Origin of the sequence: Methylobacterium goesingense (genome assembly GCF_022179225.1) — a bacterium.
Lineage (GTDB): Bacteria > Pseudomonadota > Alphaproteobacteria > Rhizobiales > Beijerinckiaceae > Methylobacterium > Methylobacterium goesingense.
On sequence record NZ_BPQL01000044.1, the window covers coordinates 1 to 25,658 of the forward strand.

General features: G+C 69.7%; 24 protein-coding genes and 1 tRNA gene. 16 read left to right on the plus strand and 9 right to left on the minus strand.

Annotated features, from left to right (window positions below; genetic code table 11):
• Window positions 1-232 precede the first annotated feature (232 nt).
• Window positions 233-2,299: a M23 family metallopeptidase gene (locus MFF30_RS08795; protein ID WP_238278815.1), complete on the plus strand. Its 2,067-nt coding sequence runs from the start codon at window positions 233-235 to the stop codon at window positions 2,297-2,299.
• A 14-nt stretch (window positions 2,300-2,313) separates the two neighbouring features.
• Here the strand turns inward: MFF30_RS08795 and gluQRS are convergent, their stop codons facing one another.
• Genes gluQRS through MFF30_RS08810 form a run of 3 tightly spaced genes read right to left on the minus strand, consistent with a single transcriptional unit; the run spans window position 2,314 to window position 5,649 of the window.
• Window positions 2,314-3,228 carry a tRNA glutamyl-Q(34) synthetase GluQRS gene (gluQRS, locus tag MFF30_RS08800; RefSeq protein ID WP_238278817.1) on the minus strand — a complete coding sequence of 305 codons (915 nt, stop codon included), beginning with the start codon at window positions 3,226-3,228 and terminating at the stop codon, window positions 2,314-2,316.
• A 22-nt stretch (window positions 3,229-3,250) separates the two neighbouring features.
• Window positions 3,251-3,535, minus strand: a complete 285-nt coding sequence (locus MFF30_RS08805; protein WP_238278818.1) for a hypothetical protein — start codon at window positions 3,533-3,535, stop codon at window positions 3,251-3,253.
• Window positions 3,536-3,573: 38 nt separating this feature from the next.
• The gene (locus MFF30_RS08810) at window positions 3,574-5,649 is read right to left on the minus strand and encodes an ATP-binding protein (RefSeq protein ID WP_238278820.1); all 2,076 of its coding nucleotides are present in this window, start codon (window positions 5,647-5,649) and stop codon (window positions 3,574-3,576) included.
• A gap of 224 nt (window positions 5,650-5,873) precedes the next feature.
• On the opposite strand from MFF30_RS08810, the gene trpA reads away from it, so the two are divergent.
• From trpA to MFF30_RS08830, 4 genes are all read left to right on the plus strand, one after another.
• Window positions 5,874-6,731 carry a tryptophan synthase subunit alpha gene (trpA, locus tag MFF30_RS08815; RefSeq protein ID WP_238278822.1) on the plus strand — a complete coding sequence of 286 codons (858 nt, stop codon included), beginning with the start codon at window positions 5,874-5,876 and terminating at the stop codon, window positions 6,729-6,731.
• A 76-nt stretch (window positions 6,732-6,807) separates the two neighbouring features.
• On the plus strand, window positions 6,808-7,716 hold the full coding sequence (accD, locus tag MFF30_RS08820; RefSeq protein WP_238278853.1) for an acetyl-CoA carboxylase, carboxyltransferase subunit beta: 909 nt from the start codon (window positions 6,808-6,810) through the stop codon (window positions 7,714-7,716).
• Between the two features lie 41 nt (window positions 7,717-7,757).
• Window positions 7,758-9,083 carry a bifunctional folylpolyglutamate synthase/dihydrofolate synthase gene (locus MFF30_RS08825; RefSeq protein WP_238278855.1) on the plus strand — a complete coding sequence of 442 codons (1,326 nt, stop codon included), beginning with the start codon at window positions 7,758-7,760 and terminating at the stop codon, window positions 9,081-9,083.
• A 129-nt stretch (window positions 9,084-9,212) separates the two neighbouring features.
• Window positions 9,213-10,106: an outer membrane protein gene (locus MFF30_RS08830; RefSeq protein WP_238278824.1), complete on the plus strand. Its 894-nt coding sequence runs from the start codon at window positions 9,213-9,215 to the stop codon at window positions 10,104-10,106.
• A 166-nt stretch (window positions 10,107-10,272) separates the two neighbouring features.
• Here MFF30_RS08830 and trxA read toward each other — a convergent pair whose 3' ends face one another.
• On the minus strand, window positions 10,273-10,593 hold the full coding sequence (gene trxA, locus MFF30_RS08835; protein WP_056185158.1) for a thioredoxin: 321 nt from the start codon (window positions 10,591-10,593) through the stop codon (window positions 10,273-10,275).
• Window positions 10,594-10,934: 341 nt separating this feature from the next.
• On the opposite strand from trxA, the gene MFF30_RS08840 reads away from it, so the two are divergent.
• Entirely contained in the window at window positions 10,935-12,233 is a 1,299-nt protein-coding gene (locus MFF30_RS08840; protein ID WP_238278825.1) for a PQQ-dependent sugar dehydrogenase, read from the plus strand.
• Between the two features lie 30 nt (window positions 12,234-12,263).
• Here MFF30_RS08840 and MFF30_RS08845 read toward each other — a convergent pair whose 3' ends face one another.
• From MFF30_RS08845 to rpmB, 4 genes are all read right to left on the minus strand, one after another.
• Window positions 12,264-12,857, minus strand: coding sequence for a TetR/AcrR family transcriptional regulator (locus MFF30_RS08845; protein ID WP_238278827.1), 594 nt, complete (start codon window positions 12,855-12,857; stop codon window positions 12,264-12,266).
• Window positions 12,854-13,327, minus strand: a complete 474-nt coding sequence (locus MFF30_RS08850; protein WP_238278829.1) for a nuclear transport factor 2 family protein — start codon at window positions 13,325-13,327, stop codon at window positions 12,854-12,856. The genes MFF30_RS08845 and MFF30_RS08850 overlap by 4 nt, the downstream gene beginning before the upstream one ends.
• Before the next feature lie 111 nt (window positions 13,328-13,438).
• Window positions 13,439-14,368 carry an AEC family transporter gene (locus tag MFF30_RS08855; protein WP_238278832.1) on the minus strand — a complete coding sequence of 310 codons (930 nt, stop codon included), beginning with the start codon at window positions 14,366-14,368 and terminating at the stop codon, window positions 13,439-13,441.
• A 116-nt stretch (window positions 14,369-14,484) separates the two neighbouring features.
• The gene (gene rpmB, locus MFF30_RS08860; RefSeq protein WP_238278834.1) at window positions 14,485-14,790 is read right to left on the minus strand and encodes a 50S ribosomal protein L28; all 306 of its coding nucleotides are present in this window, start codon (window positions 14,788-14,790) and stop codon (window positions 14,485-14,487) included.
• Between the two features lie 315 nt (window positions 14,791-15,105).
• On the opposite strand from rpmB, the gene MFF30_RS08865 reads away from it, so the two are divergent.
• From MFF30_RS08865 to MFF30_RS08910, 10 genes are all read left to right on the plus strand, one after another.
• Window positions 15,106-16,014 carry a DUF3108 domain-containing protein gene (locus MFF30_RS08865; protein ID WP_238278836.1) on the plus strand — a complete coding sequence of 303 codons (909 nt, stop codon included), beginning with the start codon at window positions 15,106-15,108 and terminating at the stop codon, window positions 16,012-16,014.
• Entirely contained in the window at window positions 16,011-16,355 is a 345-nt protein-coding gene (locus tag MFF30_RS08870) for a hypothetical protein (protein WP_373320871.1), read from the plus strand. The genes MFF30_RS08865 and MFF30_RS08870 overlap by 4 nt, the downstream gene beginning before the upstream one ends.
• A 68-nt stretch (window positions 16,356-16,423) precedes the next feature.
• Window positions 16,424-19,960, plus strand: coding sequence for a helicase-related protein (locus tag MFF30_RS08875; protein WP_238278838.1), 3,537 nt, complete (start codon window positions 16,424-16,426; stop codon window positions 19,958-19,960).
• Window positions 19,961-19,981: 21 nt separating this feature from the next.
• On the plus strand, window positions 19,982-20,257 hold the full coding sequence (locus MFF30_RS08880) for an RNA-binding S4 domain-containing protein (RefSeq protein WP_238278840.1): 276 nt from the start codon (window positions 19,982-19,984) through the stop codon (window positions 20,255-20,257).
• 247 nt (window positions 20,258-20,504) lie between these two features.
• Window positions 20,505-20,843 (plus strand): ferredoxin FdxA, encoded by a 339-nt coding sequence (gene fdxA / locus MFF30_RS08885; protein WP_238278841.1) that lies wholly within the window; start codon window positions 20,505-20,507, stop codon window positions 20,841-20,843.
• Between the two features lie 428 nt (window positions 20,844-21,271).
• A complete protein-coding gene (locus MFF30_RS08890) occupies window positions 21,272-21,862 on the plus strand; it encodes a CarD family transcriptional regulator (RefSeq protein WP_238278843.1) in 591 nt (196 codons plus the stop codon).
• 215 nt (window positions 21,863-22,077) lie between these two features.
• Window positions 22,078-22,950: an RNA polymerase factor sigma-32 gene (locus MFF30_RS08895; RefSeq protein ID WP_238278845.1), complete on the plus strand. Its 873-nt coding sequence runs from the start codon at window positions 22,078-22,080 to the stop codon at window positions 22,948-22,950.
• 149 nt (window positions 22,951-23,099) lie between these two features.
• Window positions 23,100-23,321, plus strand: a complete 222-nt coding sequence (locus tag MFF30_RS08900; RefSeq protein WP_238278847.1) for a hypothetical protein — start codon at window positions 23,100-23,102, stop codon at window positions 23,319-23,321.
• Window positions 23,322-23,354: 33 nt separating this feature from the next.
• Window positions 23,355-24,089, plus strand: coding sequence for a 4'-phosphopantetheinyl transferase family protein (locus MFF30_RS08905; protein ID WP_238278849.1), 735 nt, complete (start codon window positions 23,355-23,357; stop codon window positions 24,087-24,089).
• 106 nt (window positions 24,090-24,195) lie between these two features.
• Window positions 24,196-24,272, plus strand: a tRNA-Pro gene (locus tag MFF30_RS08910).
• A 585-nt stretch (window positions 24,273-24,857) separates the two neighbouring features.
• Here MFF30_RS08910 and MFF30_RS08915 read toward each other — a convergent pair.
• Entirely contained in the window at window positions 24,858-25,469 is a 612-nt protein-coding gene (locus MFF30_RS08915) for an urease accessory protein UreE (RefSeq protein ID WP_238278851.1), read from the minus strand.
• Window positions 25,470-25,658 lie beyond the last annotated feature (189 nt).

A 25,658-nucleotide genomic window follows, 5' to 3' on the forward strand; every position in this document is an offset into this window, starting at 1 on the left:
CTCAGAACCGTCAACACCTAATTTCGACGATCCTCCCTAGACCTCGCGCGACAGTGTACCGCCGCGCCTCAATCTCGACATGCTGCGCCTCGACATCGGACCTCGACCGGCGCGCGGACTGGCGCGAAGGTACGGCGTCTGCGATGTCTCGATCTGCGATGCCTGGCCCGCGACGCCTTGCTGGGATGCCTTTGCGGAACAGATCCGGTTACACCTTGCGAGGACCACGACGTTGAAGCGCGGCCGTCTGAAGATCGGTGATCCGAACGGCGCGAGCGAGGCACGCCCGCCGGCGCGCATGCCGGTCGACCACCTCCCGCCCCTGGACCTGCTCGGGCCCGACGTGGCGCGGATCGATCGCCGAGACGTCAACCTGCGCTGGCTCTGCGCCAGCGCCCTGACCGGGCTCACGGGAGCCGCCCTGATCGGCGCGGCGATCCACATCTCGCTCCAGAGCGAGACCTCCTTCGCGGCGATCCCCGAACGGGCCTCCACGGCCGTCCGCCCCGCCATCGGCGACGGGACCGCCAACATCGCCCGGAAGGGCGACCGCCTCGTGCGCAACCTCATGATCGCATCGGCCAAGCAGACCTTCCGGTCGCCCGTCACAGTCCGGCTTGGAGACCGCGAGATCATCAAGGTGCGGCCCTTCGTGCGGATCTCCACCGCCCTCTCCATGACGACCGGGGTCTTCGTGGCCGAGATGCCGCGTTTCGACCCCATGAAGCTGAACACCGACGAACCCCTCGAGCGGGCGCAGGACCCAGGGCTCGCCGATGCTCCGGGTGCGGAGGTCTCGGTGGTCAAGCGTGATCTCGCCACCTTCGAGGTCGAGCCGGGCGCTCCAGCCCTCACCGACGACGACGTCGCGGCCCAGATCGAGGAGGAGCGCCGGCTCACCGCCGAGGCCGGGCGCCGCACGGCAATCCCGATCGCCCCGCAGATCATGCTGTCCCGGACCCTGCGCCAGGGCATGACGGCTCCGGATTTCGACGGCGGCACCCGCGCCGGAAACGAGGGCTCGCCCTTCAAGTCCATCGACGTGCTGGTCGTGCCCGAGAACGTCACCAACCTCTCCAAGACCGCGAGCGGCGGCGGGGAGCCACCCCTGGTCGAGGAGCGCGACCTCGCCCTGAAGCGTGGCGAGACCCTGGACTCGGTCCTGCGGAGTGCCGGCCGGGCCAGCGACGAGCAGGTTCGCGGCATCGTCGCGGCCCTGGGCGGGCGGACCCGCGTCGGGGACCTTGCCGAGGGGCAGCAGTTCCGGCTCCAGGTCGCACCCGGCCCGAAACCCGGCGATCCGCGTCAGGTGACGCGGGTGATCCTCTATGGCGAGAGCGGCATCGAGGCGATCGCGGCGATCAACGATCGTGGGACCTTCGTCTCCGTGGCGCCCCCCACCGAAGACGCGCCCGCCCGCGCGGCTCCGGCCGCGACGGCCGAAGCCTCCGACGACGAGGAGGAAGGCGGCACCGGCCCGCGCCTCTACCAGAGCCTCTACGAGACCGCCGCCCGGCACGACCTGCCCCGCACCACCGTGGACGACCTCGTCCGGATCTTCGGCTACGACGTCGATTTCCAGCGCCGGATCTCGTCCGGCGACAGCCTCGACGTATTCTACACCTTCGACGAGGACGCCTCTGGGCAAGCGGCGACCGAACGCCCCGAACTCCTCTACGCGTCCCTCAACATCGGGGGCGAACCGCGCAAGGTCTACCGCTTCCAGTCTCCGGACGACGGCACCATCGATTACCTCGACGAACAGGGACGCTCCCTGAAGAAGTTCCTGATCCGCAAGCCGATCGCCGACGGGATCATGCGGTCGGGCTTCGGATACCGGCGCCATCCCGTGCTCGGCTATGCCAAGCTCCACACCGGCGTCGATTGGGCGAACCCGATCGGCACGCCGATCGTGGCCGCCGGCAACGCCACGGTGCTGAAGGCGGACTGGGATTCCGGCTATGGCCGGCGCGTCGAACTCCAGCACATCAACGGCTACGTCACCACCTACAACCACATGTCCCGCTTCGCGCGTGGCGTCACCGCCGGCGCCAAGGTGCGCCAGGGACAGGTGATCGGCTATGTCGGCTCGACCGGCCTCTCGACAGGCGCGCATCTGCACTACGAGGTCATCATCAACGGTCACTTCGTGGATCCGATGAAGATCCGGGTGCCGCGCGGACGCGAACTCGACGGACGGATGCTCACCGAGTTCACCCGCCAGCGCGAGCAGATCGAGAGCACGATGCAGAAATCGCGCACGGCCTCCGCCATGGCTCAGCGCGACGTGATGCGCTGAAGCGGGCTCCGGCCTCACGGAAAGCCGAGACGCTCCCGTAAGGAGGCTGGGCTCTCGCCGGCCGCACGCAGGTCGGCGAGCGACCGCGACCCGCGGGATTTGGCGAGCTTGGCACCCGCTTCGTCGAGCACCAGTTCGTGGTGATGGTAGCGCGGCGACGGCACGCCGATCAGCGCCTGCAGGAGCACGTGCAGATCGGTGCTCGCGCGCAGATCCGCGCCGCGGACCACGTGGGTGACCCCTTGAGCGGCATCGTCCATCACCACGGCGAGGTGGTAGCTCGTCGGAACGTCGCGTCGGGCGATCACGGGGTCGCCCCAGCGTGCGGGGTCGGCGGCCTCGACGCGGTCGGCTCCGATCCGATGGCTGGAAAGCCCCCTCCCCTCTCCGGACCTGACGACCGGGACGCTGCGCACCCGATGGGGGCCAGGCGCTGCCGCCAGGGCACGCGCCATGTCGAGGCGCCAAGTATGCGGCACGCCCGCAGCCCTGCGCGCCTCGGCCTCCCCCGGCGCCAGCGCGCGACAGCAGCCGGGATAGAGGGGCGCGCCGTCCGGATCGCAGGCGGGGGGGATTCCGCTGCGCTCCGCCGCCGCAGCCACGGCCCGCGCGATCGTTCCGCGCGAGCAGAAGCACGGATAGACGAGGCCGCGCGCCGAGAAGGCTTCGACCTGGGCCCGGTAGACATCGAGATGCTCGGATTGCCGGCGCGCAGGGGTCTCGAAGCGCAGGCCGAGCCAGGCGAGGTCGTCCGCGATGGCGTCGATCAGGTCCGGACGCGAGCGGCCCGGATCGATGTCTTCGATCCGTAGCAGCAGGCGCCCGCCCGAACTCCGCACAAGCGCGTCATTGAGCAGCGCCGAGCGCGCGTGTCCGAGATGCAGATGCCCGTTCGGACTCGGCGCGAAGCGAAGAACCGGGCGCGTCACGGCGGCCGTCCGGCGCGCGGCCTCAGCCGCCGACGCGGCGCAGGCAGCTCTGTTCCTTGGGAACGCAGGCGATGCCCGGCAACGAGCAGGCGACGCCTCCTTCGGTGCGCTGGCAGACGTGGCAGCCGTCGCTCCATTCGGCGCAAGCTGCATCCGCCGAGGGCACGGCGGATGCGCGGTGCGCGGCCGGTGCGGGCAGGAGGGCGCCGACCAGCACCGTTCCGGCGATCAGGGCGGCGACGCTCCAGGCGACCCGCCGGTCGTGGCTCCGCGTCTGCGCGTCGTCGGATGAGAGGCTGTCGACCATGGCGCGGTGTTCGCGCGGGGCGCGGGCGATGTCAACGCTCAGGCGGCCGAGCAGCGCCGATCGAGGAGCGGCGGCAGGGCGCGCAGGTTGAGGGGCTTGGCCAGGAAGCCGTCGAACCCCGCCACGCGCGCCGCCCGCTCGTCATCGCGGCCCGCATTGGCGGTAAGCGCCACCAGGTGCAGACGGGCGCGCCCCTGCGCGGCCTCGATGGCCCGGATCTGCCGGGCGGTCTCCAGCCCGTCGAGGCCGGGCATCCGGATGTCGAGCAGGGCGAGGTCGAAGGCCGCGTCGGCCTCACGGATGCGGGCCAGCGCCTCGTGCCCGTCCCGCGCCAGCACGACCCGGGCGCCGAGGCGCTCGAGGGCCTTGGTGGCCAGCAGTGCGTTGATCGGATTGTCCTCCGCCAGGAGAACGCGCGGGCCGCCGAGAGGCGATGCCGCTGCGGTACCCTGCGCGCCGGCCGATTCGCCGATCCCGGGCGCGGCATCCCGGAGCATCGCATCCGGGGGCGGTGCCGGTGCGAGCAGGCGATCGAACAGGGAGCGGGCGCGGACAGGCTTGATCAGGTAGCTGTCGAAGCCGGCCGCCCCCGGCGGCCCGAATTCCCGGCGATCGAAGGGCGAGAGCAGGACGAGACTGCAGCGCACGCCGGCGCGCCGCGCCTCACCCGCCAACGCCCGCAGGGCCGCATCGCCGAGGGTGCGGTCGGCGAGCACCGCGTCGAAGGCCGCGCCCGCGATGGCGTCGAGGCCGGCCTCGGGGCTGTCGACGGTCACCGTGGCGGCCCCCGAGCGGGTCAGCCGCCGCGCGAGGTAGGGCGCCTGGAACGGCGAGGCCGCGACGATGAGCACCTTCCGGCCCCCGAGGCCCGGCGGGCGCTCGCGCGCGGTATCTAGGGTTTCCAGTGGCAGGAACACGGTGAACAGGCTGCCGCCGCCCGGCCGCGCGCCGGCTTCGATCCGCCCACCCATGCGCAGGACGAGGCGACGGGTGATGGCGAGGCCGAGGCCCGTGCCCTCGTGGCGGCGGCTGGCGCTGTCGTCACCCTGCTCGAACTCCTCGAACAGCAGCGGGATGCGCTCGGGCGGGATGCCGGGGCCGGTATCGCCGATGACGAACCGGAGCCCGTCGTTCTCCCGCCGCAGCTCGACGCCGACCCCGCCCGCCCCCGTGAACTTGACGGCGTTGCCGGCGAGGTTGAGCAGGATCTGGCGGACCCGGTCGGCGTCGCCGACGACGAGGCTGGGTACGTCGTCGGCGATGTCGAGGGCGATCTCGATGCCCTTGTCCTGGGCCCTGGGCGCCAGCAGTTCGACTACGCCCTCTGCGATCTCGCCCGGATCGAACGGCTCGGCGGCGAGATCCAGGCGTCCCGCCTCGATGCGCGAAAAATCCAGGATGCCGTCGATCAGGGTGAGGAGCGCCCTGCCGGAGGTCTTCACGGCCTCGACATAGGTGCGCTGCTCGGGGTCGAGTCCCGTATCGAGAACGAGGTCGGCCATACCGAGGATACCGTTCAGGGGCGTGCGGAACTCGTGGCTGACCGTGGCGAGGAAGCGGGATTTCGCCACGTTGGCGGCCTCGGCACGGCTCAGGGCCTCGTCGAGGGAGCGGGCGGCCGCCACGCGCCCCGTGATGTCGGCGCCGGCCCGCAACCAGTGCGTCTCGCCGTTGCCGCCGGCCATCGGCATCTCGATGAAGGAGAACCAGCGCGGTGGCCCGGAGGCCGGCGCCAGGCGCATCTCGACCCGGCGGACGCCGTCCGGATCGCGCTGGGCCTCGCCATGCTCCAGAACCTCGACCTGCCGGGTGGAGCCGACGAGCGCCAGGGGCTCGACGCCCACGAGGCGCGCGAACCCCTCGTTGGCGAAGGTGATGCGCCCCAAGGCGTCGCGCTGGACGATGATCTCGGTGGTGGCCTCGACCAGGGCACGGTAGCGCTCCTCGCTCTCCGAGAGCTGCCAGACCCGATCCTCGAGCTGCTCGATCCGCACCTCGGTGCCGTGGGCCGAGCCCGACGTGGCACTCCGGGGGATGCGCGCGCGCAGGCACCAGCCCGCCAGGAAGGCGAGGATCGTGAACGCGAGGACGAGCAGGGCGTCCGGGATGGTCATGGGGGTAAAGCCTCTCGGGCGGTGCCGTCCGCCGTCGCGGCCAGGATGGCGCCTGAGGTTGAAGGCGGGCTTTCCAAAGGCCGTTAAGGATGCGTTGCCGGATCGTGACAAATCCGAGCGTCCGCGACGGCGCGCTTCACGGGCCGCCTGCGATGGTGTAGGCGCGGCGGCTTGACCCCGCGCCGCGCCCGTGGCGGCCGCGAGGAGCGCGAGACAAGAGTGTCATGACGGCTACGAGTTCAGCGAATCCCGGTCAGGCGCGCATCGACGCCACCTTCGCGCGCTGCCGCGCCGAGAACCGCGCGGCCCTCGTCACCTATGTGATGGCCGGCGATCCCGACCCGGAGACCTCGCTCGCCGTGCTCAAGGCCCTGCCGGAGGCGGGCGCGGACATCGTCGAGTTCGGGCTGCCCTTCACCGATCCGATGGCGGACGGGCCGGCGATCCAGGCCGCCGGCCTGCGGGCCCTCAAGGGCGGCCAGGGCGTCGTCAAGACGCTGGAGCTGGTGCGGCGCTTCCGCGAGGGCGACGCCGCGACGCCGGTGATCCTGATGGGCTACTTCAACCCGATCCACGCCTACGGCGTCGAGCGCTTCCTCGATGACGCCCTGGCCGCCGGCATCGACGGGCTCATCGTCGTCGATCTGCCGCCGGAAGAGGACGACGAGCTCTGCCTGCCGGCGCTCGCCAAGGGCCTCGCCTTCATCCGCCTCGCCACCCCGACCACCGACGAGAAGCGCCTCCCGGCCGTCCTCGCGAACACCGCCGGGTTCGTCTACTACGTGTCGATCACCGGCATCACCGGGACGGCGACGCCGAACTTCGACCGGGTCGCGGAAGCGGTCGGCCGCATCCGCCGCCATACCGACCTGCCCATCGTGGTGGGCTTCGGGGTGCGCACGGGGGCGGACGCGGCCGCGATCGCGCGTGGCGCCGACGGCGTCGTGGTGGGCTCGGCCCTGGTCGACGCCATGCGGGGCACCCTCGACGCGGAGGGCCGCTCGCAGGGCGGCACGGTCGAGGCCGTGAGGACCCTGGTCCGCGCGCTCGCCGAGGGGGTCCGTTCGGCGCCCCGCGCCTGACGCAATTGCCCGCGAGTCTGCCCGGAAGGGTCTCTCGCCCGCTCAATCCGCCCCGCACAAGGACGCCGTCGCCATGATGGTCGAACCGATGAACTGGATCTCGGAGGTCGTGCGCCCCAAGATCAAGACCCTGTTCAAGCGTGAGACGCCCGAGAACCTCTGGGTCAAATGCCCCGATACCGGGCAGATGGTCTTCCACAAGGAGGTGGAGAGCAACCACTGGGTCATCCCCGGCTCCGAGCATCACCTCAAGATGAGCGCCCAGGCGCGCCTCAAGATGATGTTCGATGAGGGCACCTGGATCGACGTTCCCCTGCCGGAGGTCGCCGCCGACCCGCATAAGTTCCGCGACGAGAAGCGCTACGTCGACCGCCTGAAGGATGCGCGGGCCAAGACCGGCATGGCCGACGCCTTCAAGATCGGCTTCGGCCGTGTCTCCGGCCTGCCCATGACCCTGGCGGTCCAGGATTTCGCCTTCATGGCCGGGTCGCTGGGCATGGCGGCGGGCGAAGCCTTCGTGCGCGGCGCCGAGACGGCGCTGGACAAGCGCACGCCCTACGTGGTGTTCACGGCCTCGGGCGGCGCGCGCATGCAGGAGGGTATCCTCTCCCTGATGCAGATGCCCCGCACCACCGTGGCGGTGCGCCGGCTGAACGCGGCGCGGCTGCCCTACATCGTGGTGCTGACGAACCCGACCACCGGTGGCGTCACCGCCTCCTACGCGATGCTGGGCGACGTGCACCTGGCCGAGCCCGGCGCACTGATCTGCTTTGCCGGCCCCCGGGTCATCGAGCAGACCATCCGGGAGAAACTGCCGGACGGCTTCCAGCGTGCCGAATACCTGAAGGCGCATGGAATGGTGGACCAAGTGGTGCACCGCCATGCCCTGAAGGAGACCATCGCGCGCCTCTGCGGCCTGCTGACCAATCAGGAGCCCGGGGCGGCCGCGCTTCGCCCGGCCCAGCCCGTGCCCGAGCCCGCCTGAGCCCCTTCACGCCGCTCAATCCTCCCCGCGACGGTCCGATGATGGATTCCTCTGACGCGCTGATGGCGCGCTTCCTCGCCCTGCATCCGCGCACGATCGACCTCTCGCTGGGTCGGATCGAGCGCCTGCTCGCGCGCCTCGGCCACCCGGAGCGCAAGCTGCCGCCGGTGATCCACGTGGCCGGCACCAACGGCAAGGGCTCGACCATCGCCTTCATGCGAGCCATCCTCGAGGCGGCGGGGCTCGCCGCCCACGTCTACACCTCGCCCCACCTCGTGCGCTTCCACGAACGCATCCGTATCGGGGCCATCGGCGGCGGGCAGTTCGTGCCAGAGGACCAGTTGGCCGATGCCCTGGCCCGCTGCGAGTCGGCCAACGAGGGCGAGCCCATCACGGTGTTCGAGATCACCACGGCGGCCGCCCTGCTGCTGTTCTCGGAATCGCCCGCCGACGTGCTGCTCCTGGAAGTCGGGCTCGGCGGCCGGGTCGACGCCACCAACGTGATCGACCGGCCGGCGGCGGCGGTCGTGACCCCGATCGGTCGCGATCACGCCGAGTATCTCGGCGACACGGTCGAGGCGGTGGCCACCGAGAAAGCCGGGATCTTCAAGGCCGGCTGCCCGGCGATCATCGCGGCCCAGGATTACGCCGAGGCCGACGCGGTGCTGTGCCGTCTCGCCGAGGCCGCCGGGGCGACGCCGATCCGCGTGGGCAACCAGGATTTCTCCGTGCATGCCGAGCGGGGGCGCTTGGTCTACCAGGACGACACCGACCTGTTCGACCTGCCGCGGCCGCGCCTGAACGGACGTCACCAGTTCACGAACGCCGGCACCGCCATCGCGGCCCTGCGGGCGGCGGGCTTCGGCGATATCGGCACCGCCGCGATCGAGGCCGGCCTCAACACCGTCGAGTGGCCCGGGCGCCTGCAACGGCTCAACCGGGGCCGCCTGTCCGAGCTCGTGCCGCAGGGCGCCGAACTCTGGCTCGACGGCGGCCACAACATCGACGGGGGGCGCATCCTGGCCGCCGCGATGGCGGATCTCGGCGAACGCTCGGACGTGCCCCTGGTGCTGATCGTCGGCTTGCTCGGCACCAAGGACGCGGAAGGGTTCCTGCGTAATTTCGTGGGCCTCGCCCGCCTCCTGGTGGCCGTACCGATCGCAGGACAAATGGCCGCGCGCCCCGCCGAGGAGGTCGCGCAGATCGCCGCGGATGTCGGGCTGATCGCTCAGTGCGCGTCAAGCGTCGAGGCGGCCCTTGAGACCCTCGCCGACGTCGCCTTCGAGCAGCCGCCGCGCATCCTGATCTGCGGCTCGCTCTATCTCGTGGGCACCGTCCTGACGGCGAACGGCACGCCGCCGGCGTGAGCTTCCCCGGTCGTCCGCTGCCCGTGCACCGGGCACCGGTCCCTCGGCCGGTGTGACCGCCACGCTACATCTTGGCCGTGGAAACTGGCGTAAGTTGCCACTCGATCGGGCATTTCGCTGGGGATCATAATGAAAAAGCTTCTCACGTCATTGGCGGCCTTCACCGCCCTCACCGCGGCGGCCTCGGCCGCCGACCTTCCGCGCCGCGCGGCGCCCCCGGTGTTCGTGCCGGTGCCGGTGTTCACCTGGACCGGCTTCTACGCCGGTTTCAACGCCGGTTACGGCTTCGACGCCAGCAACGACACGGGCGGCCCGGCCGTCATCGTCGCTGCTCGTCCGATCTACACGGCTTCGCCGGTCGCCATCAACGGCGTGCCGGTCGGTGCGGGCGCCTTCGGCGGCCGTAACTCGAACGAAGGCTTCGTCGGCGGCGGTCAGATCGGCTACAACTACCAGTTCACCCCGGGCTCCGGCGTCGTGGTCGGTATCGAAGCTGACGCCCAGTACGTCGACTTCGGCCGCAGCCGCAACACCTACACCCCGATCGTCGGCACGCTGAACCCCGACCTGGTCGCGGTGAACCCGAACGGTCTGTCGGGCCTCGACTACTTCGGCACCGTCCGTGGTCGCCTCGGCTACGCCTTCGACCGCGTCCTGTTCTACGGCACCGGCGGCTTCGCCTACGGCGGCGGCGGCGGCAACGATTTCGGCCTGCCCAACAGCAGCCGCAACGATTTCCGCACCGGCTGGACCGCCGGCGGCGGCATCGAGTATGCCCTCCCGACCGACTCCTTCCTGAACTTCTTCCGCTCGTCCGCCGTGACGCTGAAGGTCGAAGGTCTGTACGTGAGCCTCGACCGCGACAACGCCAACAACGGCGTGTTCGCCTACTCCCGCACCACCAACACTGCCTTCCGGGTCAACACCCCCTACGCAGTTGCGGTCAGCGGCTACACCAACCGCCGCGAGGACGAGTTCGCGATCGTCCGCGCTGGTCTGAACTACAAGTTCGGCTCCTACTAAGCCGACATTTCGGGTCTCGAAACGGAGAAGCCCGGCCGCAAGGCCGGGCTTCTTCCGTTTGGGGACCGCTTCGTCGGGATGGCCCCCGAGACGCCGTCCGCGAGATACCGCCCAAAAGAAAACCCGGCCTCGCGGCCGGGTCTCATTCGGTTGATCGTCCGCCGTCTCAGGCGCTCGCCTGGATCCACCGGGACAGGTCACCCTTGGGCGCCGCGCCGACCTTCTGGCTGGCGAGCTGGCCGTCCTTGAAGATGAGCAGCGTCGGAATCGAGCGGATGCCGTACTGGGCGGCAATGCCGGGATTCTCGTCGACGTTGACCTTCGCGATCTTCACGCGTCCCTGCAGATCAGCGGAGATCTCCTCGAGAGCCGGTCCGATCTGACGGCACGGACCGCACCACTCCGCCCAGAAATCCACCACGACGGGCTCCGCGGACTGAAGAACGTCCTGCTCGAAGCTCGCGTCGGTCACTTTCACCGTCGCCATTGAAAACTTCCTTTCCGGTCCCGCCTCGGCGGTCCGCTCTTCGCCTGCCCGGCATCGCGGGAACAAGCGCTGAGCGAGACTTGGCGATGGGAGGGGGGCGGGTCAAGGCATCCTGCGTCCCGGGCAAGCCTGCCCCTCGCGGAGGTTGGGGATTGTCCACCCCACGCGCACCGGAACCCGACGAAAGCGCCCCATACTGCCCGAGCCACGGCAGGCCGGCCCTCGTCAAAGCGTGTCCGTCGCCCCATGTCCTCGGTGTCCCCGTCCCGGTGGCCGCGCTTCGTGGCCGCGCGGTCTCGACCCGAAGCCGGCTCCACCGCCGGCATGGAGGAAAACCCGACGTGAAGCGCATCCCCCACAGCCTGCTCGCCACCGCAGCCTTCCTCAGCCTCGGCGCGGCCGTCCACGCGCAGGCACCGGCGGGGCAGGCACCCGCAGCGGTCGAGCCCCGGCAACCCCGCATCGAGGGTGACGCCTTCGCGGCGCCCACGAGTTCGGCGACGGGCAACAGCCCGGCCGAGACCGAGGCGCCGAACACCAACTACAAGCCGCTGCTGCCGAACCAGACCCGGGCCCCCAAACCCGAGACGGCCACGAAGGTGAAGACCGAGGTGGTCGCGAAGGGGCTCGACAGTCCCTGGGCCATGGAGTTCCTGCCGGACGGACGCATGCTGGTCACCGAGAAAGCCGGCAAGCTGCGCATCGTGGCCAAGGATGGCACGCCGGGCCCGGCGATCCCGGGAGTGCCCAAGGTGGACGCCAAGGGCCAGGGCGGCCTCCTCGACGTGGCGCTGAGCCCGAGCTTCCCTTCCGACCGCCGGATCTATCTGAGCTACGCGGAGCCGCGCGAGAAGGGCAACGGCACCAGCGTGCTGCGCGCCAAGCTGATCGAGGAGAACGGCGTCGCCCGCCTCGACGAGGTCAAGGTCATCTTCCGGCAGATGCCGACCTATGACGGCGACAAGCATTTCGGCTCGCGGCTCGTCTTCGCGCCCGACGGCAAGCTGTTCGTCACCGTGGGCGAGCGTTCCGATAAGGTCACCCGCGTCCAGGCGCAGGACCTCACCAGCGGCCTCGGCAAGGTCTTCCGGATCGATACCGACGGCAATGCTCCCAAGGACAATCCCTTCACGGGTGGTGAGAAGGCCAAGCCGGAGATCTGGTCCTACGGCCACCGCAACGTGCAGGCGGCCGCTCTTGACCCGCAGGGCCGCCTCTGGACCGCAGAGCACGGCCCGCGCGGCGGCGACGAACTTAACCGCCCGCGTCCGGGCGTGAACTATGGCTGGCCCGAGGTGTCCTACGGCATCGAGTACAGCGGCGAGAAGATCGGCGAGGGCAAAACCCAGGCGGGGGGCACCGCCCAGCCGGTCTATTATTGGGACCCGGTCATCGGCCCCTCCGGCATGGCCCTCTACACGGGGGACGCCTTCCCGGCGTGGAAGGACGACTTCCTGATCGGCGGCCTCGTCAGCGGAGGCCTCGTGGCGGTGAAACTCGACGGCGACAAGGTCGTGAGCGAGGAACGCATCCCCCTCGATGCGCGCATCCGCGACGTCCGGGTCGGCAGTGACGGCGCGGTCTACGCCGTCACGGACGGACCGGACGGCAAGATCCTGAAGCTGACCCCCGGAACCTGATCGCCGCGACGGCGCGCGGCTCCGGGCGGCCTAACGGCCCGGGGTCGCGCCCTCGCTTGGGTCGAGGCGCGGGCGCAGGCGCGCCAGCATCCGGCCGAATGCGGCCGGATCGTCCAGGGCTCGTGCCAGCACGAGTCCACCCTGGATAGCCGAGACTGCTTCCTCGGCGCGGTCCGCGGCGTCCCCGGGATTGAATCCGGCCCGCGTCAGGGCAGCCGCGAGGGCATCGCGCCAGCCGGTGAAATAGCGGGCGATGCGCACGGCGAAGCGATCGCGCCCGTCCGTCAGCGCGAAGGCGCCGACGAGGCAGGCTCGTCCGCCGGACCGGAAATAGGCGTCCGTCTCGGTCAGCATCCGGTCGAGGGCGACGCTCGGGTCCGGCTCGTCCCGCAGCGGCGCGTAGATGCGCGTCTCGAACCAGGTTTCGATCGCGTCGAGGACCGCCTCCGCCATCTCAGCCTTCCCTCCCGGAAAAGCGTGGTAGAGGCTGCCCTTGCCGAGCCCGGTTCGATCGCCGAGGAGCGCCAGGCTCGCGCCCTCGTAGCCATGCTCGCGGAACACCTCGGCGAGGACCGGAATGGCGGCCTCCCGCGCCCGTTCCGCCTTCGAGACGCCGGACCTCACAATCCGAGTTCGGACAGGCCGGGGTGGTCCTGCGGCCGCGGCGCCGTGCGGTCCCAATGGAACTTGCGCTCGGCTTCGGTGATGACGAGGTCGTTGATGCTGGCATGCCGTTCACGCATCAGGCCGTTGGCATCGAACGCCCAGTTCTCGTTGCCGTAGGCCCGGAACCACTGCCCGTCCGCATCGTGGAACTCGTAGGCGAAACGCACCGCGATCCGGTCCTCGGTGAACGCCCAGATCTCCTTGATCAGCCGATACTCCTGCTCGCGCGCCCATTTGCGCTGCAGAAATTCCACGATTGCGGGGCGCCCGCTGAAGAACTCGGAGCGGTTCCGCCAACGGCTGTCCGCCGTGTAGGCGAGCGCGACCTTCTCCGGATTGCATCCGTTCCAGCCGTTCTCGGCCGCGCGGACCTTCTGAATGGCGGTTTCACGGGTGAAGGGCGGCAGCGGCGGGCGGGTCTCGGACATCGGGCGCTCCTGGGCGAGACGGACCTGTTCGGTCGTCGTCTGTACCGATCGGTACAAAATGGGTTGGGACGGGTCAAGCCGGTCCGGCGGCGCTCGGTGCCGAGATGGGGGTCAGGCGTGGCCCAGGAGGGTCAGCCATCCGATCGTCGTGAAGATGGCGAGCAGGGTCGAGAGCATCACGGCCGCCGCCACCACGCCGGTCTCGGTCCTGTAGCGGGCGGCGAGCAGGTAGGCGTTGATGCCGACCGGCATCGCGGCGAACAGCGTCGCCACCCCCGCATAGGCCGGCGGCATCGTGAAGACGTGGAAGGCCAGCAGCCAGACTGCCAGCGGGTGCAGCCCGAGCTTGAGAACGGTGATCCCGAGGGCGCTCGGCAGGTCGTGCAGGACGCGGTAGCGCACGAGACCGGCCCCGAGGGCGATCAACGCGCAGGTCGAGGCGGTGCCGGCCACCGAATCCACCAGCGCCTTGACGATGCCGCCGGGCGCCAGCCCCGCGCCCTTGAGGCCGAGGCCCAGGATCAGCGCCAGGAAGATCGGATTGCGCAGGAGCACGAGCGCCAAGCCCCGCAGGCGTGTGAGGAGCGACGCCTGACCATCGGCTTCGATGAGAAAGGTGGCACAGCCCATCATCAGCGGCAGGTGCACGGCCAGCAGCATGAAGAGCGGAAACGCCCCGTCTTCGCCATAGGCCTGGAGAATCATCGGGACACCGATGAAGACGGTGTTCGACTGGCTCGCGGCGAATCCGTGCAGGATCGCGCCCCGCCGCTCGACGCCCGCGCGCCGCAGGCCGACCAGCGAACCGATGCCCCAGGAGAGGGCCGCGCCACCGAAGTAGCTGAACCAGAAGGACGGCGTGATCTCGCCGGTCAGGCCGGGGCGGGTCAGCGTGGCGACGATGAGCGCCGGGACGGCAATGGAAAATACGTATTCCGAGAGGCCGTCACTGACCTTCTCGGACAGGAAGCCGGCCAGGGCCGCGATCCACCCGACGAGGATGAGACCGAAGATCGGCGCGACGAGCGACAGGACGGTCATCGGGGCGGGAAACCGGTGCTGCAACGCGAACGGCCACCGTACGCGTCAGCGTGCGGCGGCCGTTCGGGGAACCACGGCAGGGGGCATCCGGGACCGATTCGGCCCCGGCAGGACCCTCAGGCGGCGGCGGGGGTCTCGACCTCGTCGAGCTTCTTGTGCAGTTCGCGCTTCAGCAGGCGGGCCGTCTGGGACAGCTCGATCTCCCGGGCCTTGATGAGGAAGGCATCGAGGCCACCGCGATGCTCGACCGAGCGCAGGGCATGCGCCGTGACGCGCAAACGCACGCGACGCTTCAGCGCGTCCGACTGCAGCGTGACTTGGCACAGGTTCGGCAGGAACCGGCACTTAGTCTTGCGGTTCGAGTGGCTCACGAGGTGGCCGGTCTGCACGGCTTTGCCCGTGAGTTCGCAACGGCGCGACATTGTTTTATTTCCCGTCTCGTTCCGCGTGTCCGACAGGCTGGCGGGAAACCCAGCCGCGTCGCGGCAAACGGCTTCTCGCACGCCAGGCCCGATGGAGCGGCGTTCTCATTGAAGGCGCGAGCCTATAGGGGAGAGGGGCCGGTGACGTCAAGGCGTGAGCCGATTTTTCGCACGGTCGCGCGCATCCTCGGACCGGCCCGGGAAGCTCGGCTGTCGATGCTCCAACGATGTGTTAACCATGAGCGCGGACGATGCCGGAACGATGTCCCTGCGCCGTTCGGCCGGAGACCGACAGTCAACCCCGAGTACCTAGCCATGCGCGCCCCGCCCAAGCGCTCGACGTCCTCCCGCCTCGCGGGCTTCGGCCTGCTCGCCGCGACGGCGGCCGCCCTCACTGCCTCGCAGGTCCAGGCACGCCCGAAGGCCAGCGCCTCGGCCACCGCCGTCACGGTGGATTACGAGATCGCCCTGGCGGGCCTGCCGATCGGCACGGCCCAGGTCGCGGGCGCCTTCGAGGGGTCGGGTTACCGCATGGACGTCTCGGCCCGCCTCACCGGGCTCGTCGGCGTGGTGACGGGCGGCATGGGCTCGGCCCGTGCCAGCGGCGCCCTGACCTCGGCGCCGCAGCCCAGCACCTTCGCCATCGCCACGAAGACCACGAATTCCGGCATCGCCGTGCGCATGGCCCTGGCGCGCGGCAACGTCACCCAGGCCGAGATCACGCCGCCCCTCGTGGACATGGGCGACCGCGTCCCGATCACCGCCGCCAACAAGCGCGGCGTGATCGACCCCGTCAGCGCCCTGGCGATGCCGGTCGCTGGCCGCGGCGACCTCATGGACCCGGCCAACTGTAACCGCACCCTGCCGATCTTCGACGGCGCCACCCGCTTCGACGTGAGCTTGTCCTACGGCGAGACCCGCAGTGTGGCGAAGACCGGCTATAGCGGCCCGGTCCTCGTCTGCAACGCGCGCTACACTCCGATCGCCGGCCACCGCCCCGACCGTCCGGGCGTGAAGTTCATGGAGGACAACCGCGAGATGTCGGTCTGGCTGGCGCCCGTCGAGGGAACGCGGGTCCTGCTCCCGGTCCGGATCGCCGTGCGCACCACGGTGGGCACCAACATCATCGAGGCGACGCGCTGGACGCGCACCGGCGGCCAGCAGGGCAGCACCACCGTGTCGGCGCCGGGCAGCGCCGCGACGCAGGCCAGCCTCGCCCAGTGACCCCGACCACACTTGGGCGCGGCGCGGGTCTCCTCGTCGCGGCGGCCCTGGCGCTCATCCCCGGCCGGACGCTGGCACAGGCCGCCCTCTCGACCGGACCGGATTGCGGCGGAGATGCCTATTCGTCCGCCCAGGTGATCGAGAACCGCCCCGCGCGTCGCGGCCCCCTCACGGCGGTGCCGGACACGCTCTGCGCCGATGTCGCACCACAGGGACAACGCGCGCCCGTGGAGATCGGAATCTATCCGAGTCTCGGCGCGACGGGCATGCCCGCGCGGGATGGCGCCCGCGGCCCGAACGACCCATATGAGGAACGGCCGCCACGGTCCCGCCGTCCCTGATCGCGGTGCGGCGGCACCCATGACCCGTCAAAGCCTGCCGGCCTCGCCGAAGGGACCGCCCCTCACCCATGATTCGTCCCTCCCTCTCTCCGCAGGCCCGCGCGCGCGGCGTCACGGCGGTGCTCGGGCCGACCAATACCGGCAAGACCCATCTGGCGATCGAGCGCATGCTCGCCCATCCCACGGGGATGATCGGGCTGCCCCTGCGCCTCTTGGCGCGGGAGGTCTACCTGCGGGTCGTCGCCAAGGTCGGTGCGGACAAGGTCGCCCTCGTCACCGGCGAGGAGAAGATCAAGCCCGACCGTCCGCGCTACTGGATCTCCACCATCGAGGCGATGCCGCGCGACCTCGACGTGGCCTACGTGGCCATCGACGAGATCCAGCTCGCCGCCGACATGGACCGCGGCCACGTCTTCACCGACCGGCTCCTGCACCAGCGCGGGCGCGAGGAGACGTTGCTCATCGGCTCCTCCACCATGCTGCCCCTGGTGCAGTCGCTGATTCCCGGCGTCCACACCACGACGCGCCCGCGCCTGTCGAAGCTCACCTTCGCGGGCGAGAAGAAGCTCGGCCGCCTGCCCCGGCGCACCGCCATCGTGGCGTTCTCCGCCGAGGAGGTCTACGCCATCGCCGAGCTGATCCGGCGCCAGCGCGGCGGCGCGGCCGTGGTGCTGGGCGCCCTCTCGCCGCGCACCCGCAACGCGCAGGTGGAGCTCTACCAGTCGGGCGACGTCGACTACCTCATCGCCACCGATGCGGTGGGCATGGGCCTGAACCTCGACGTCGACCACGTCGCCTTCGCGGCGAACTGGAAGTACGACGGCACGCGCTTCCGCAAGCTGACCCCGCCCGAGATGGGGCAGATCGCGGGCCGCGCCGGGCGCCATCTCTCGGATGGCACCTTCGGCTCCACCGGGCGCTGCGCGCCCTTCGAGCCCGAGATGATCGAGGCCCTGGAGAATCACGATTTCGAGCCACTGCGGGTGCTGCAATGGCGCAACCCCGACCTCGACTTCTCGTCGCTGAAGGCGCTCCAGGAGAGCCTCGACGAACATCCCCGGGAAAAGGGCCTCACCCGCGCCCCCATGGGCGAGGACCAATCGGCCCTCGAGATCCTGATGCGCGAGGATGACATTCGCGAGATGGCCTCGACTCCCGCCCATGTGCGCCGGCTCTGGGACGTGTGCGGGGTGCCGGACTATCGCAAGGTTCATCCCCAGACCCACGCGGACCTCGTCGCGCAGCTCTACCGCTTCCTGATGCGCGGCATGGCGGGGCGCATCCCCAACGACTGGTTCGCCAAGCACGTCGCCATGATCGACCGGACCGACGGCGACATCGACGCGCTCTCCCAACGCATCGCGCAGGGGCGAACCTGGACCTTCGTGGCGAACCGCCCGGATTGGCTCATCGATCCGGTGCATTGGCAGGGCGAGACGCGTCGGGTAGAGGACAGGCTGTCCGACGCCCTGCACGAACGCCTTGCGAGCCGTTTCGTCGATCGGCGCACTAGCGTCCTGATGCGGCGCCTGAGAGAGAATACGATGTTGGAAGCTGAGATCACCGCCGGCGGGGACGTTACCGTCGAGGGCCAGCATGTCGGCCATCTGCATGGCTTCCAGTTCGTTCCGGACCCCGGTGCGGAAGGACATGAGGCCAAGACCCTGCGCAGCGCGGCCGAAAAGGCGCTCGCCGGCGAGATCGAGGCCCGCGCCGAGCGGTTCTCGTCCGCTGCCGATGCCTCGCTGGTCCTGAGTCACGATGGAGTCATCCGCTGGACGGGCGACCCGGTGGCCAAGCTGACGCCCGGCGACAAGCTGTTCGAGCCGCACGTGCGCCTGCTCGCCGACGAGCAGCTCACGGGCCCGGCCCGCGACAAGGTGGAAGCCCGCCTCGTCGCCTGGCTCAAGGCCACCGTGGTGCGCCTGCTCGGCCCGCTCATGGAAATCGAGACCGCCGCCGACCTCACGGGGCTGGCCAAGGGCATCGGCTTCCAGGTGGTGGAATCCCTCGGCGTGCTCGAGCGCGCCAAGGTGATGCAGGAGATGCGCAGCCTCGATCAGGACGGACGCGGGGCTCTGCGCCGCCACGGCGTCCGCTTCGGCGCCTACCACATCTTCTTGCCGGCCCTCCTGAAGCCGGCGCCCCGCACGCTGGCGGCCCAGCTCTGGGCCCTCAAGAACGGCGGCCTCGACCAGCGCGGCCTCGACGAGATCGCGCATCTCGCCAGCTCCGGCCGCACCTCCATCAAGGTCGATCCGGAGATCGCCAAAGGCCTCTACCGCGCGGCCGGCTTCCGCGTCTGCGGCGAGCGCGCAGTGCGCGTCGACATCCTCGAGCGGCTCGCCGACCTGATCCGCCCGGCCATCGCCTACCGGCCCGGCACCACCCCCGGCGACGCCCCAGTGGGGGCTGCCGACGGCGACGCCTTCGTGGCGACGGTGGGCATGACCTCCCTGGTCGGCTGCTCCGGCGAGGATTTCGCCTCCATCCTGAAGTCCCTCGGCTACGCACCCGAGACCCGCCCGGGTCCGGCGATCACCGTGCCGCTCCTGCCCGCCGCCCCGACCCAGCCGATCACGCCGCCCGCCGCCGCGAAGACCGAACCGACGGCGGACGTGGCCTCCGAGACTTCTCACGCGACCTCCGAGACCTCGGCCGAGGCGGACGAGCCCGCGACGGAGATCGAGCCCGGCTCGACGGCGGATTCGGGTGCGGCTGCGATTCCCGCTGCGGCGACCGAGGAGACGACCGGGGAGCCGCAGGACGCAGCGACGGCTCAGGACCACTCCGAAACCACGGGCGATGAATCCGCAGCCGAGGACGCGGGTCCGGCGCCCGTCGCCGAGGTGGCGGCTCTCGCCGGTGTGGAAGATGGCCTTGCCAGCGCGGAAGATGGCCTTGCCAGCGCGGAAGATGGCCTTGCCGTCGCGGACGCTGCCCCCGAGAGCGAGACGCCTGCCGACGTGACTGAACAACCGGCGGAGACCCCCTCCCCTATCGAGGCCGCATCGACCGACGCGTCCGCGACCGCCGACACGGTCTCCGGTGAAGGCGAAACCGAGGAGGCGTCCGCCACCGCAGAAAGCTCGGCCGAGGGTGAGACCAGCGCGGCGCCGGCCGATGCGGATGCTCCCGCCGCACGGACCGACGCTGCCAACGCCAGCGACGGAGGCACCGTCGAGGTCTGGCGCCTGTTCCGCCAGCAGCGCCACGGCAACCCGCGCCAGAACCAGCGTCCCCGTGGCCCGGGCCGTGACGGCGCCTCCGCCAACCGCCCGGCCGGCGAAGGACGGCCCGACCAGCGCCGCCACGGCGGCCAGGCGGCCGGGACCGAGACGCGTGAGCGTCCGCGGAGCGACCGTCCCGACGGCGGCCGCCGAAACGGTCCCGGCGAAGGACGGCCCGAGGGCGGTCGTCCGCCCCGGCGCGAGCGCTTCGAGCCGGGCCGCGTCCGGCCGGAGCGCCGTGACGAGCCCCGCGCCGCGCCGCGCGACGAGCCCCGTCCGCAGCGCCGCGAGCGGGCTCCGGACCCGGATTCGCCCTTCGCGAAGCTCGCCGCGCTGAAGGCGCAGCTCGAGGCGGGAAATGACCGCAAGCGCTGAGCGGCCGAACCCGGAGATGCGATGAAGCCGGGGCGCCAGCGTCTCGACAAGTGGTTGTGGTTCGCGCGATTCGCGCGGACCCGCTCCCTCGCCGCCCGCCTCGTGACGGACGGCCATGTGCGCGTGAACGGCAAGCGCGCCGAGACCTCGGCGACCGCTGTCGGGCTCGGGGATGTCGTGACCGTCGCGGCGGCCCACGCCACGGTGGCGGCCCGCGTGCTGGATCTCGGCGAGCGCCGAGGGCCGGCGCCGGAGGCCCAGGCGCTCTACGAGGTCCTGGGCGACGGCCCCGCTTAGGCCGCGCCACCCGTGTCCCGTGTGCGACACACAGGGGGTCCGCACGGCACGGCGCGAAGGCCGCGCTTGTCAGCCCCCCGGACAGGGGCTAGAGCCAGCCCCATCCAGGATCGGGCATCCAGGATCGCGCCTGTGCCCGAGCCATCCGACCCGTGCCACGAAGCGTTAACGGATCCGTGCATCGAATCGTGCCTGAGACCGGCATCGGCCGCTCCCGGCGCTCACCGGATCGAGGACTGAAGGCCCCATGACCTACGTCGTCACCGACAACTGCATCAAGTGCAAGTACATGGACTGCGTCGAGGTCTGTCCGGTGGACTGCTTCTACGAAGGCGAGAACATGCTCGTCATCCATCCGGACGAGTGCATCGATTGCGGTGTCTGTGAACCGGAATGCCCCGCCGAGGCGATCAAGCCCGACACGGAACCGAGCCTGGAGAACTGGCTCAAGGTGAACGCGGACTTCGCCCGCACCTGGCCCAACATCACCCAGAAAAAGGACGCGCCCGCCGACGCCAAGACGTGGGATGGCGTCGCCGACAAGTTCGCGACGCATTTCTCGGCCAACCCCGGCAGCGGCGACTGATTGCCGCCGGGCACGGCCTCGGGTCGAGGCTACGCCCGCAGGATCGGCGTGAAAGAGGCTGTGGAGCACGCCGGAGGCGAAGCCCACGGCGCTCGGCCCTGCCGGCAATCCTTTGATTCGGCGGCGCGTTTGTGCTATTGAGAACGCCTGCCGTCGTTCGTGCTCGACGTGCTGCCTCCAACCATCGCCTGATGGGTCTCACGCTCAGCTGAGGAATGGGGTCGCATGCGATCGATCGCTGGAGGCATTGCGTGCCTTCGGCGAGCGGTCTCTCGTTGCGTGACGCGTCGGCATGCCCGGGAACCGGCTGGTTGCGCGTCACTGACGCGGACCCTTCGGACAAGGGGCTGGAGCCGGGTGACCCACCCCGGATTACAGGGTTCGGCGCGGCGTGCAAGGCCGCGCGATGTTCTGGAGGCGCTTCTCGCATGACCACAGCCAAGAAGACGACGGCAGGCCGCCAAGGCTTCAAGACGGGCGAAGCGGTCGTGTACCCCGCTCACGGTGTCGGCCGGATCACGGCGATCGAGGAGCAGGAGATCGCCGGCTACAAGCTCGAGCTGTTCGTGGTCTCCTTCGAGAAGGACAAGATGGTCCTGCGCGTCCCCACCGCTAAGGCCAACAGCGTCGGCATGCGTAAGCTGGCCGAGCCGGAACTCGTGAAGAAGGCCCTCGACCTCCTCACCGGCCGCGCCCGGATCAAGCGCACGATGTGGTCGCGCCGCGCGCAGGAATACGAGGCCAAGATCAACTCGGGCGACCTCCTCTCGGTCACAGAGGTGGTGCGCGACCTCTTCCGCTCCGAGGCCCAGCCCGAGCAGTCCTACAGCGAGCGCCAGCTTTACGAGTCCGCCCTCGACCGTGTCGTCCGCGAGATTTCGTCCGTGAACCGCATCACCGAGACCGAGGCCCTCAAGCTCATCGAGCAGAGCCTGGCCAAGTCTCCGCGTCGCGTGAAGGGCGAGGCCGAGGCGGAAGGCGATGGCGAGAGCGACGACCTCCAGGAAGAAGCGGCCTGATCCACCGCATCCCGCTTACGCGTTCATGGAACCCGGCGCCGCTGCGCCGGGTTTTTTCTTTCGTGCTCACGTGCGCGTGAGAGCCGCACGCGTTCGGGGAACCTTCCCGAAGACCCCCGGGTTGTCGCGATACCAGGCGCAGGTCCGAAGTCCGATTTCCTTCGGCATCGGCGATCGTGACTGGGAGCACACGTTCCAGATCGGCGGAGGCGGGGATGGCGGATATCGCAGGGATCCGGCGGCAGTTCATACGCACGGCGATGGAGGCGCCCTTCCTTGCGCGGGATGAGGAACGTGGTCTTGCCGTGCGCTGGAAGGACGAACGCGACGAGCGCGCCCTGCACGATTTGATTGCGGCCCACATGCGGCTCGTCATCGCGATCGCCGGACGTTTCCGCCATTACGGCTTGCCCATGGCCGACCTCGTTCAGGAAGGCCATGTCGGATTGATGGAGGCCGCCGCCCGGTTCGAGCCGGAGCGGGAGGTCCGCTTCTCCACATACGCCACTTGGTGGATCCGGGCCTCGATCCAGGATTACATTCTGCGCAACTGGTCCATCGTCCGCGGTGGCACGAGTTCGGCCCAGAAGGCCCTGTTCTTCAATCTGCGCCGCCTGCGTGCCCGCCTGATGCAGTCCACCGAGGAGCATGTGGGCGATGAGATCCATCGGCGCATCGCCACCGCCATCGGCGTGTCACGCGAGGATGTCGCCCTGATGGATGCCCGCCTTTCCGGGCCCGACATGTCGCTGAACGCGCCGGTGGGTGAGGAGAGCGAAGCCTCTTCGGAGCGCATGGATTTCCTCGTGGACGGCGCCGCCCTCCCCGACGAGACGGTGTCGGCGGCCGTCGATGGCGAGCGTCGGCTGATCTGGCTCAACGAGGCCCTGACGGTTCTGTCCGAGCGGGAGTTGCGGATCCTCAAGGAGCGTCGCCTGGCCGAGGATCAGGCGACCTTGGAAGCCCTCGGACATCGCCTCGGCATCTCGAAGGAGCGCGTTCGGCAGATCGAGAACCGCGCCCTCGAGAAACTGCGTCGTGCCTTGGCCGAGCGCTTCCCGCAGACGGGCGGTAACGTTTACGCCTGACCGGCGCGGGACCTGACTGGTCCACCCTGGGACAGAGTACGCATCCGCGATGGTCATCGCCCGGCAAGCACCTTGCCGGGCTTTGTTTTGAATGCAGGCAGGATTGGGCTACGAAACCCGCATCGTTTCGGAGGCAAATCGGATCTTCGATGCAGGCCATACCTTTCAACGCGACCATGGTGCTCGGTCTCCTGGTGGCGTTCCTGATTCCGACGACCTCCGCCGCGACGATCCTGTCGAGCGACTTGGCTTGGTATCATGGTGTCGGCTTGTTCTATGCCGCGCTCGGCGCGGCTGAACTCATCTATCTTCTGCTGCTGGCGCTGCAGGGCGCGTGGAGCGTCCGAGCCCTGGGTAAGACGATCGTCTGATCGGAGCGCGCTCCAGACTCGTGGACTCGCATCATGACGGCGTGGCAGATCGCGATGCCCGCCGGTCAACCCGGCACCGCCGTCTGGCATGTGGACCTCGCCGCCATCCGGCTCACGCCGGCACGCGCGCGCTGGTTGTCCACGGACGAACAGGCGCGAGCGGCGCGCTTCCTCCGACCGCAAGATCGCGATCGTTTCGTTCACAGTCATCTGGCCCTTCGGCGGATCCTCTCCGGATATCTCGGGCGAGACCCCGGGGATCTGTGCTTCGACCCTGCGGAGAACGGTAAGCCTGAACTCGGTGGCCCGGACCGGGATCGCCTGCGTTTCAATCTCTCGCATTCCGGGTCGCATGCGCTGGTCGCCATCGCAGACGGTACGGCGATCGGCGTCGATGTCGAAGTGGCCCGCCCCCTCGGGGACGTGATGGCCATCGCGCGTGCGCATTTCCATTCCGGCGAGATCACGACCCTGGCAGGTCGATCAGCGGCCGAGCGACCGATGGCGTTCCTGGCCTGCTGGACCCGAAAGGAAGCCGTGGTGAAGGCGCTCGGCACGGGCCTCTCCCTCCCCCTCGACAGCTTCGAGGTGACGCTTCCACCAGGTCCGGCGACGATCCGGAGTTGGGCTCGGGGTGCGAGCCCCTGCCACGACTGGTCGCTGCATCACCTCGATCTCGGCGCGGAGGCCGTTGGAGCGGTCGCCATCGCACGGGGCGGAGAGTCCTGCGCCCTGTATCGCCTGCCGTCGGACGGTGAGACCCTCTGATTGTTCGATCACCGACCCGCTCGCGCGATTTCCCGCACGAACCCGCTTGCGGCGCTGCACCGGCCTCGCTATACGTCCCCTCGCTGGCCCCAGGGGCCGGCTTTGTCGGAGTGTAGCGCAGTCTGGTAGCGCACCACGTTCGGGACGTGGGGGTCGCAGGTTCAAATCCTGCCACTCCGACCAAGACTTAGCTCGGTTTCGAAACGCTGCTCCCGACAGCTGAACCGACAGAACTGATTTAGAAATCCGAGATCGTTCGATACTCCGCCGAGGGAAGCGAGACGCTTGCCTGCAACGTGAACTTGCGCGTGGCATAGGTATCTCTTGCTGGCTTCTGGCTCACCCCAGGTCGGCGGCGAGACACCGAAGTTCCCAATCCGCTAAAGATCGGCGTCGCCGCGCAAGCCTTCCCGCCCCCACAGATCGTCACCTCGAAATGGGATTGCGCCCGATCCTGCGGGCTCGGCTGAGAAAGAGATAGAGATCAGGTCATGTGACCGGTCGGGTCACCCGGCTCGTTGGCGGCGGGCAAGGTAGGGACAGAGGCTATCGGGAAGGTAAAACCGACGTCCCCAAGGCTCTCCCAACCCGCTTCTCGACGTCCTGACATATGGATTGGCCGAGAATCGGTCGGGCTGGACGGCGGCGCCCGGTCGGATGCCGCCGCAGCCCGATCGTGGCTTCCGCCCCGAGAACGAGCGAACCGAGACCGGTCGCACCGAGACCATTCCGGTTCAGGACCGTCGAAATCCGCGAAAATCGATCCGCTCAGTGGTCGTGCTTGCAGTCGGGGCCATGGACGTGGCCGTGATCACGCGCGTGGGAATGATCGTGGTCGTGCGCCGCAGGCGCATGATGGTGGTCGTGCCCGCCGTGATCGTGCGCGTGTGAATCGTGGGTATGCGCATCATGTGCGTGCGCGTCGTGCGCATGGTGATCGTGGCCGCACTGGCTGTGGTCGTGGGCCGCCCGCTCGGGTTTGAAGGCGCGGGTCACCGGGGTGGCGGCGCAGCCCTGACCGCGAACGAGCTCGGCGGCGCTGCGGGGCACGTAGAGGGCGTCGGCGGCGATCTCGGCCGGCACGTGGCTGCCGCCGAGTTGCCAGGCAAGACGCAGCAGCCGGACCGGGTTTTCGGCTCGAACCTCGAGGAGCGGCTCTCCGGCGGCGCGGATCGCCACGAGGCGGCCGTCCTCCAGGCGCAGGGCGTCGCCATCCTCCAGGGCCGCGGCCTTGGCCAGCGCGAGGGTGAGGCTGAGACCACCCTCCCCCGTCAGGCTGTCCGGCGGCGCCTGGCGCGCGGCGTGGTCGAGGACGATCGTGTCGACGACCGCGTCGCTGCGGACGGCGACCTTACGGACGATGGCGGTGGCGCGCTGCATGAGATCCTCGTGTCGGGATGGGCGGGCAACGCCGCCGCGATGAGCTCCGGTGAGCGCATCACTAGTGGGTTTTTTCTGCAAACGGAAAGGTGTGGCGGAACCTTGACCGTACGGCGTGCATTTGTGACGCGGAATGCTTAAGCTCGGGCGCTACCGAACGAACGGCCTTTGGCCGTTCGTTCGGTAGCG

What these genes read in the sequence shown, in the direction of transcription:
- MFF30_RS08805 (WP_238278818.1), bottom strand. Translation starts at nt 3,535, where the DNA reads ATGGTCGACAGCCTCTCATCCGACGACGCGCAGACGCGGAGCCACGAC.
- MFF30_RS08810 (WP_238278820.1), bottom strand. Translation starts at nt 5,649, where the DNA reads ATGACCATCCCGGACGCCCTGCTCGTCCTCGCGTTCACGATCCTCGCC.
- trpA (WP_238278822.1), top strand. Translation starts at nt 5,874, where the DNA reads ATGACGGCTACGAGTTCAGCGAATCCCGGTCAGGCGCGCATCGACGCC.
- accD (WP_238278853.1), top strand. Translation starts at nt 6,808, where the DNA reads ATGGTCGAACCGATGAACTGGATCTCGGAGGTCGTGCGCCCCAAGATC.
- MFF30_RS08825 (WP_238278855.1), top strand. Translation starts at nt 7,758, where the DNA reads ATGGATTCCTCTGACGCGCTGATGGCGCGCTTCCTCGCCCTGCATCCG.
- MFF30_RS08830 (WP_238278824.1), top strand. Translation starts at nt 9,213, where the DNA reads ATGAAAAAGCTTCTCACGTCATTGGCGGCCTTCACCGCCCTCACCGCG.
- trxA (WP_056185158.1), bottom strand. Translation starts at nt 10,593, where the DNA reads ATGGCGACGGTGAAAGTGACCGACGCGAGCTTCGAGCAGGACGTTCTT.
- MFF30_RS08850 (WP_238278829.1), bottom strand. Translation starts at nt 13,327, where the DNA reads ATGTCCGAGACCCGCCCGCCGCTGCCGCCCTTCACCCGTGAAACCGCC.
- MFF30_RS08855 (WP_238278832.1), bottom strand. Translation starts at nt 14,368, where the DNA reads ATGACCGTCCTGTCGCTCGTCGCGCCGATCTTCGGTCTCATCCTCGTC.
- rpmB (WP_238278834.1), bottom strand. Translation starts at nt 14,790, where the DNA reads ATGTCGCGCCGTTGCGAACTCACGGGCAAAGCCGTGCAGACCGGCCAC.
- MFF30_RS08865 (WP_238278836.1), top strand. Translation starts at nt 15,106, where the DNA reads ATGCGCGCCCCGCCCAAGCGCTCGACGTCCTCCCGCCTCGCGGGCTTC.
- MFF30_RS08875 (WP_238278838.1), top strand. Translation starts at nt 16,424, where the DNA reads ATGATTCGTCCCTCCCTCTCTCCGCAGGCCCGCGCGCGCGGCGTCACG.
- MFF30_RS08880 (WP_238278840.1), top strand. Translation starts at nt 19,982, where the DNA reads ATGAAGCCGGGGCGCCAGCGTCTCGACAAGTGGTTGTGGTTCGCGCGA.
- fdxA (WP_238278841.1), top strand. Translation starts at nt 20,505, where the DNA reads ATGACCTACGTCGTCACCGACAACTGCATCAAGTGCAAGTACATGGAC.
- MFF30_RS08890 (WP_238278843.1), top strand. Translation starts at nt 21,272, where the DNA reads ATGACCACAGCCAAGAAGACGACGGCAGGCCGCCAAGGCTTCAAGACG.
- MFF30_RS08895 (WP_238278845.1), top strand. Translation starts at nt 22,078, where the DNA reads ATGGCGGATATCGCAGGGATCCGGCGGCAGTTCATACGCACGGCGATG.
- MFF30_RS08900 (WP_238278847.1), top strand. Translation starts at nt 23,100, where the DNA reads ATGCAGGCCATACCTTTCAACGCGACCATGGTGCTCGGTCTCCTGGTG.
- MFF30_RS08905 (WP_238278849.1), top strand. Translation starts at nt 23,355, where the DNA reads ATGACGGCGTGGCAGATCGCGATGCCCGCCGGTCAACCCGGCACCGCC.
- MFF30_RS08915 (WP_238278851.1), bottom strand. Translation starts at nt 25,469, where the DNA reads ATGCAGCGCGCCACCGCCATCGTCCGTAAGGTCGCCGTCCGCAGCGAC.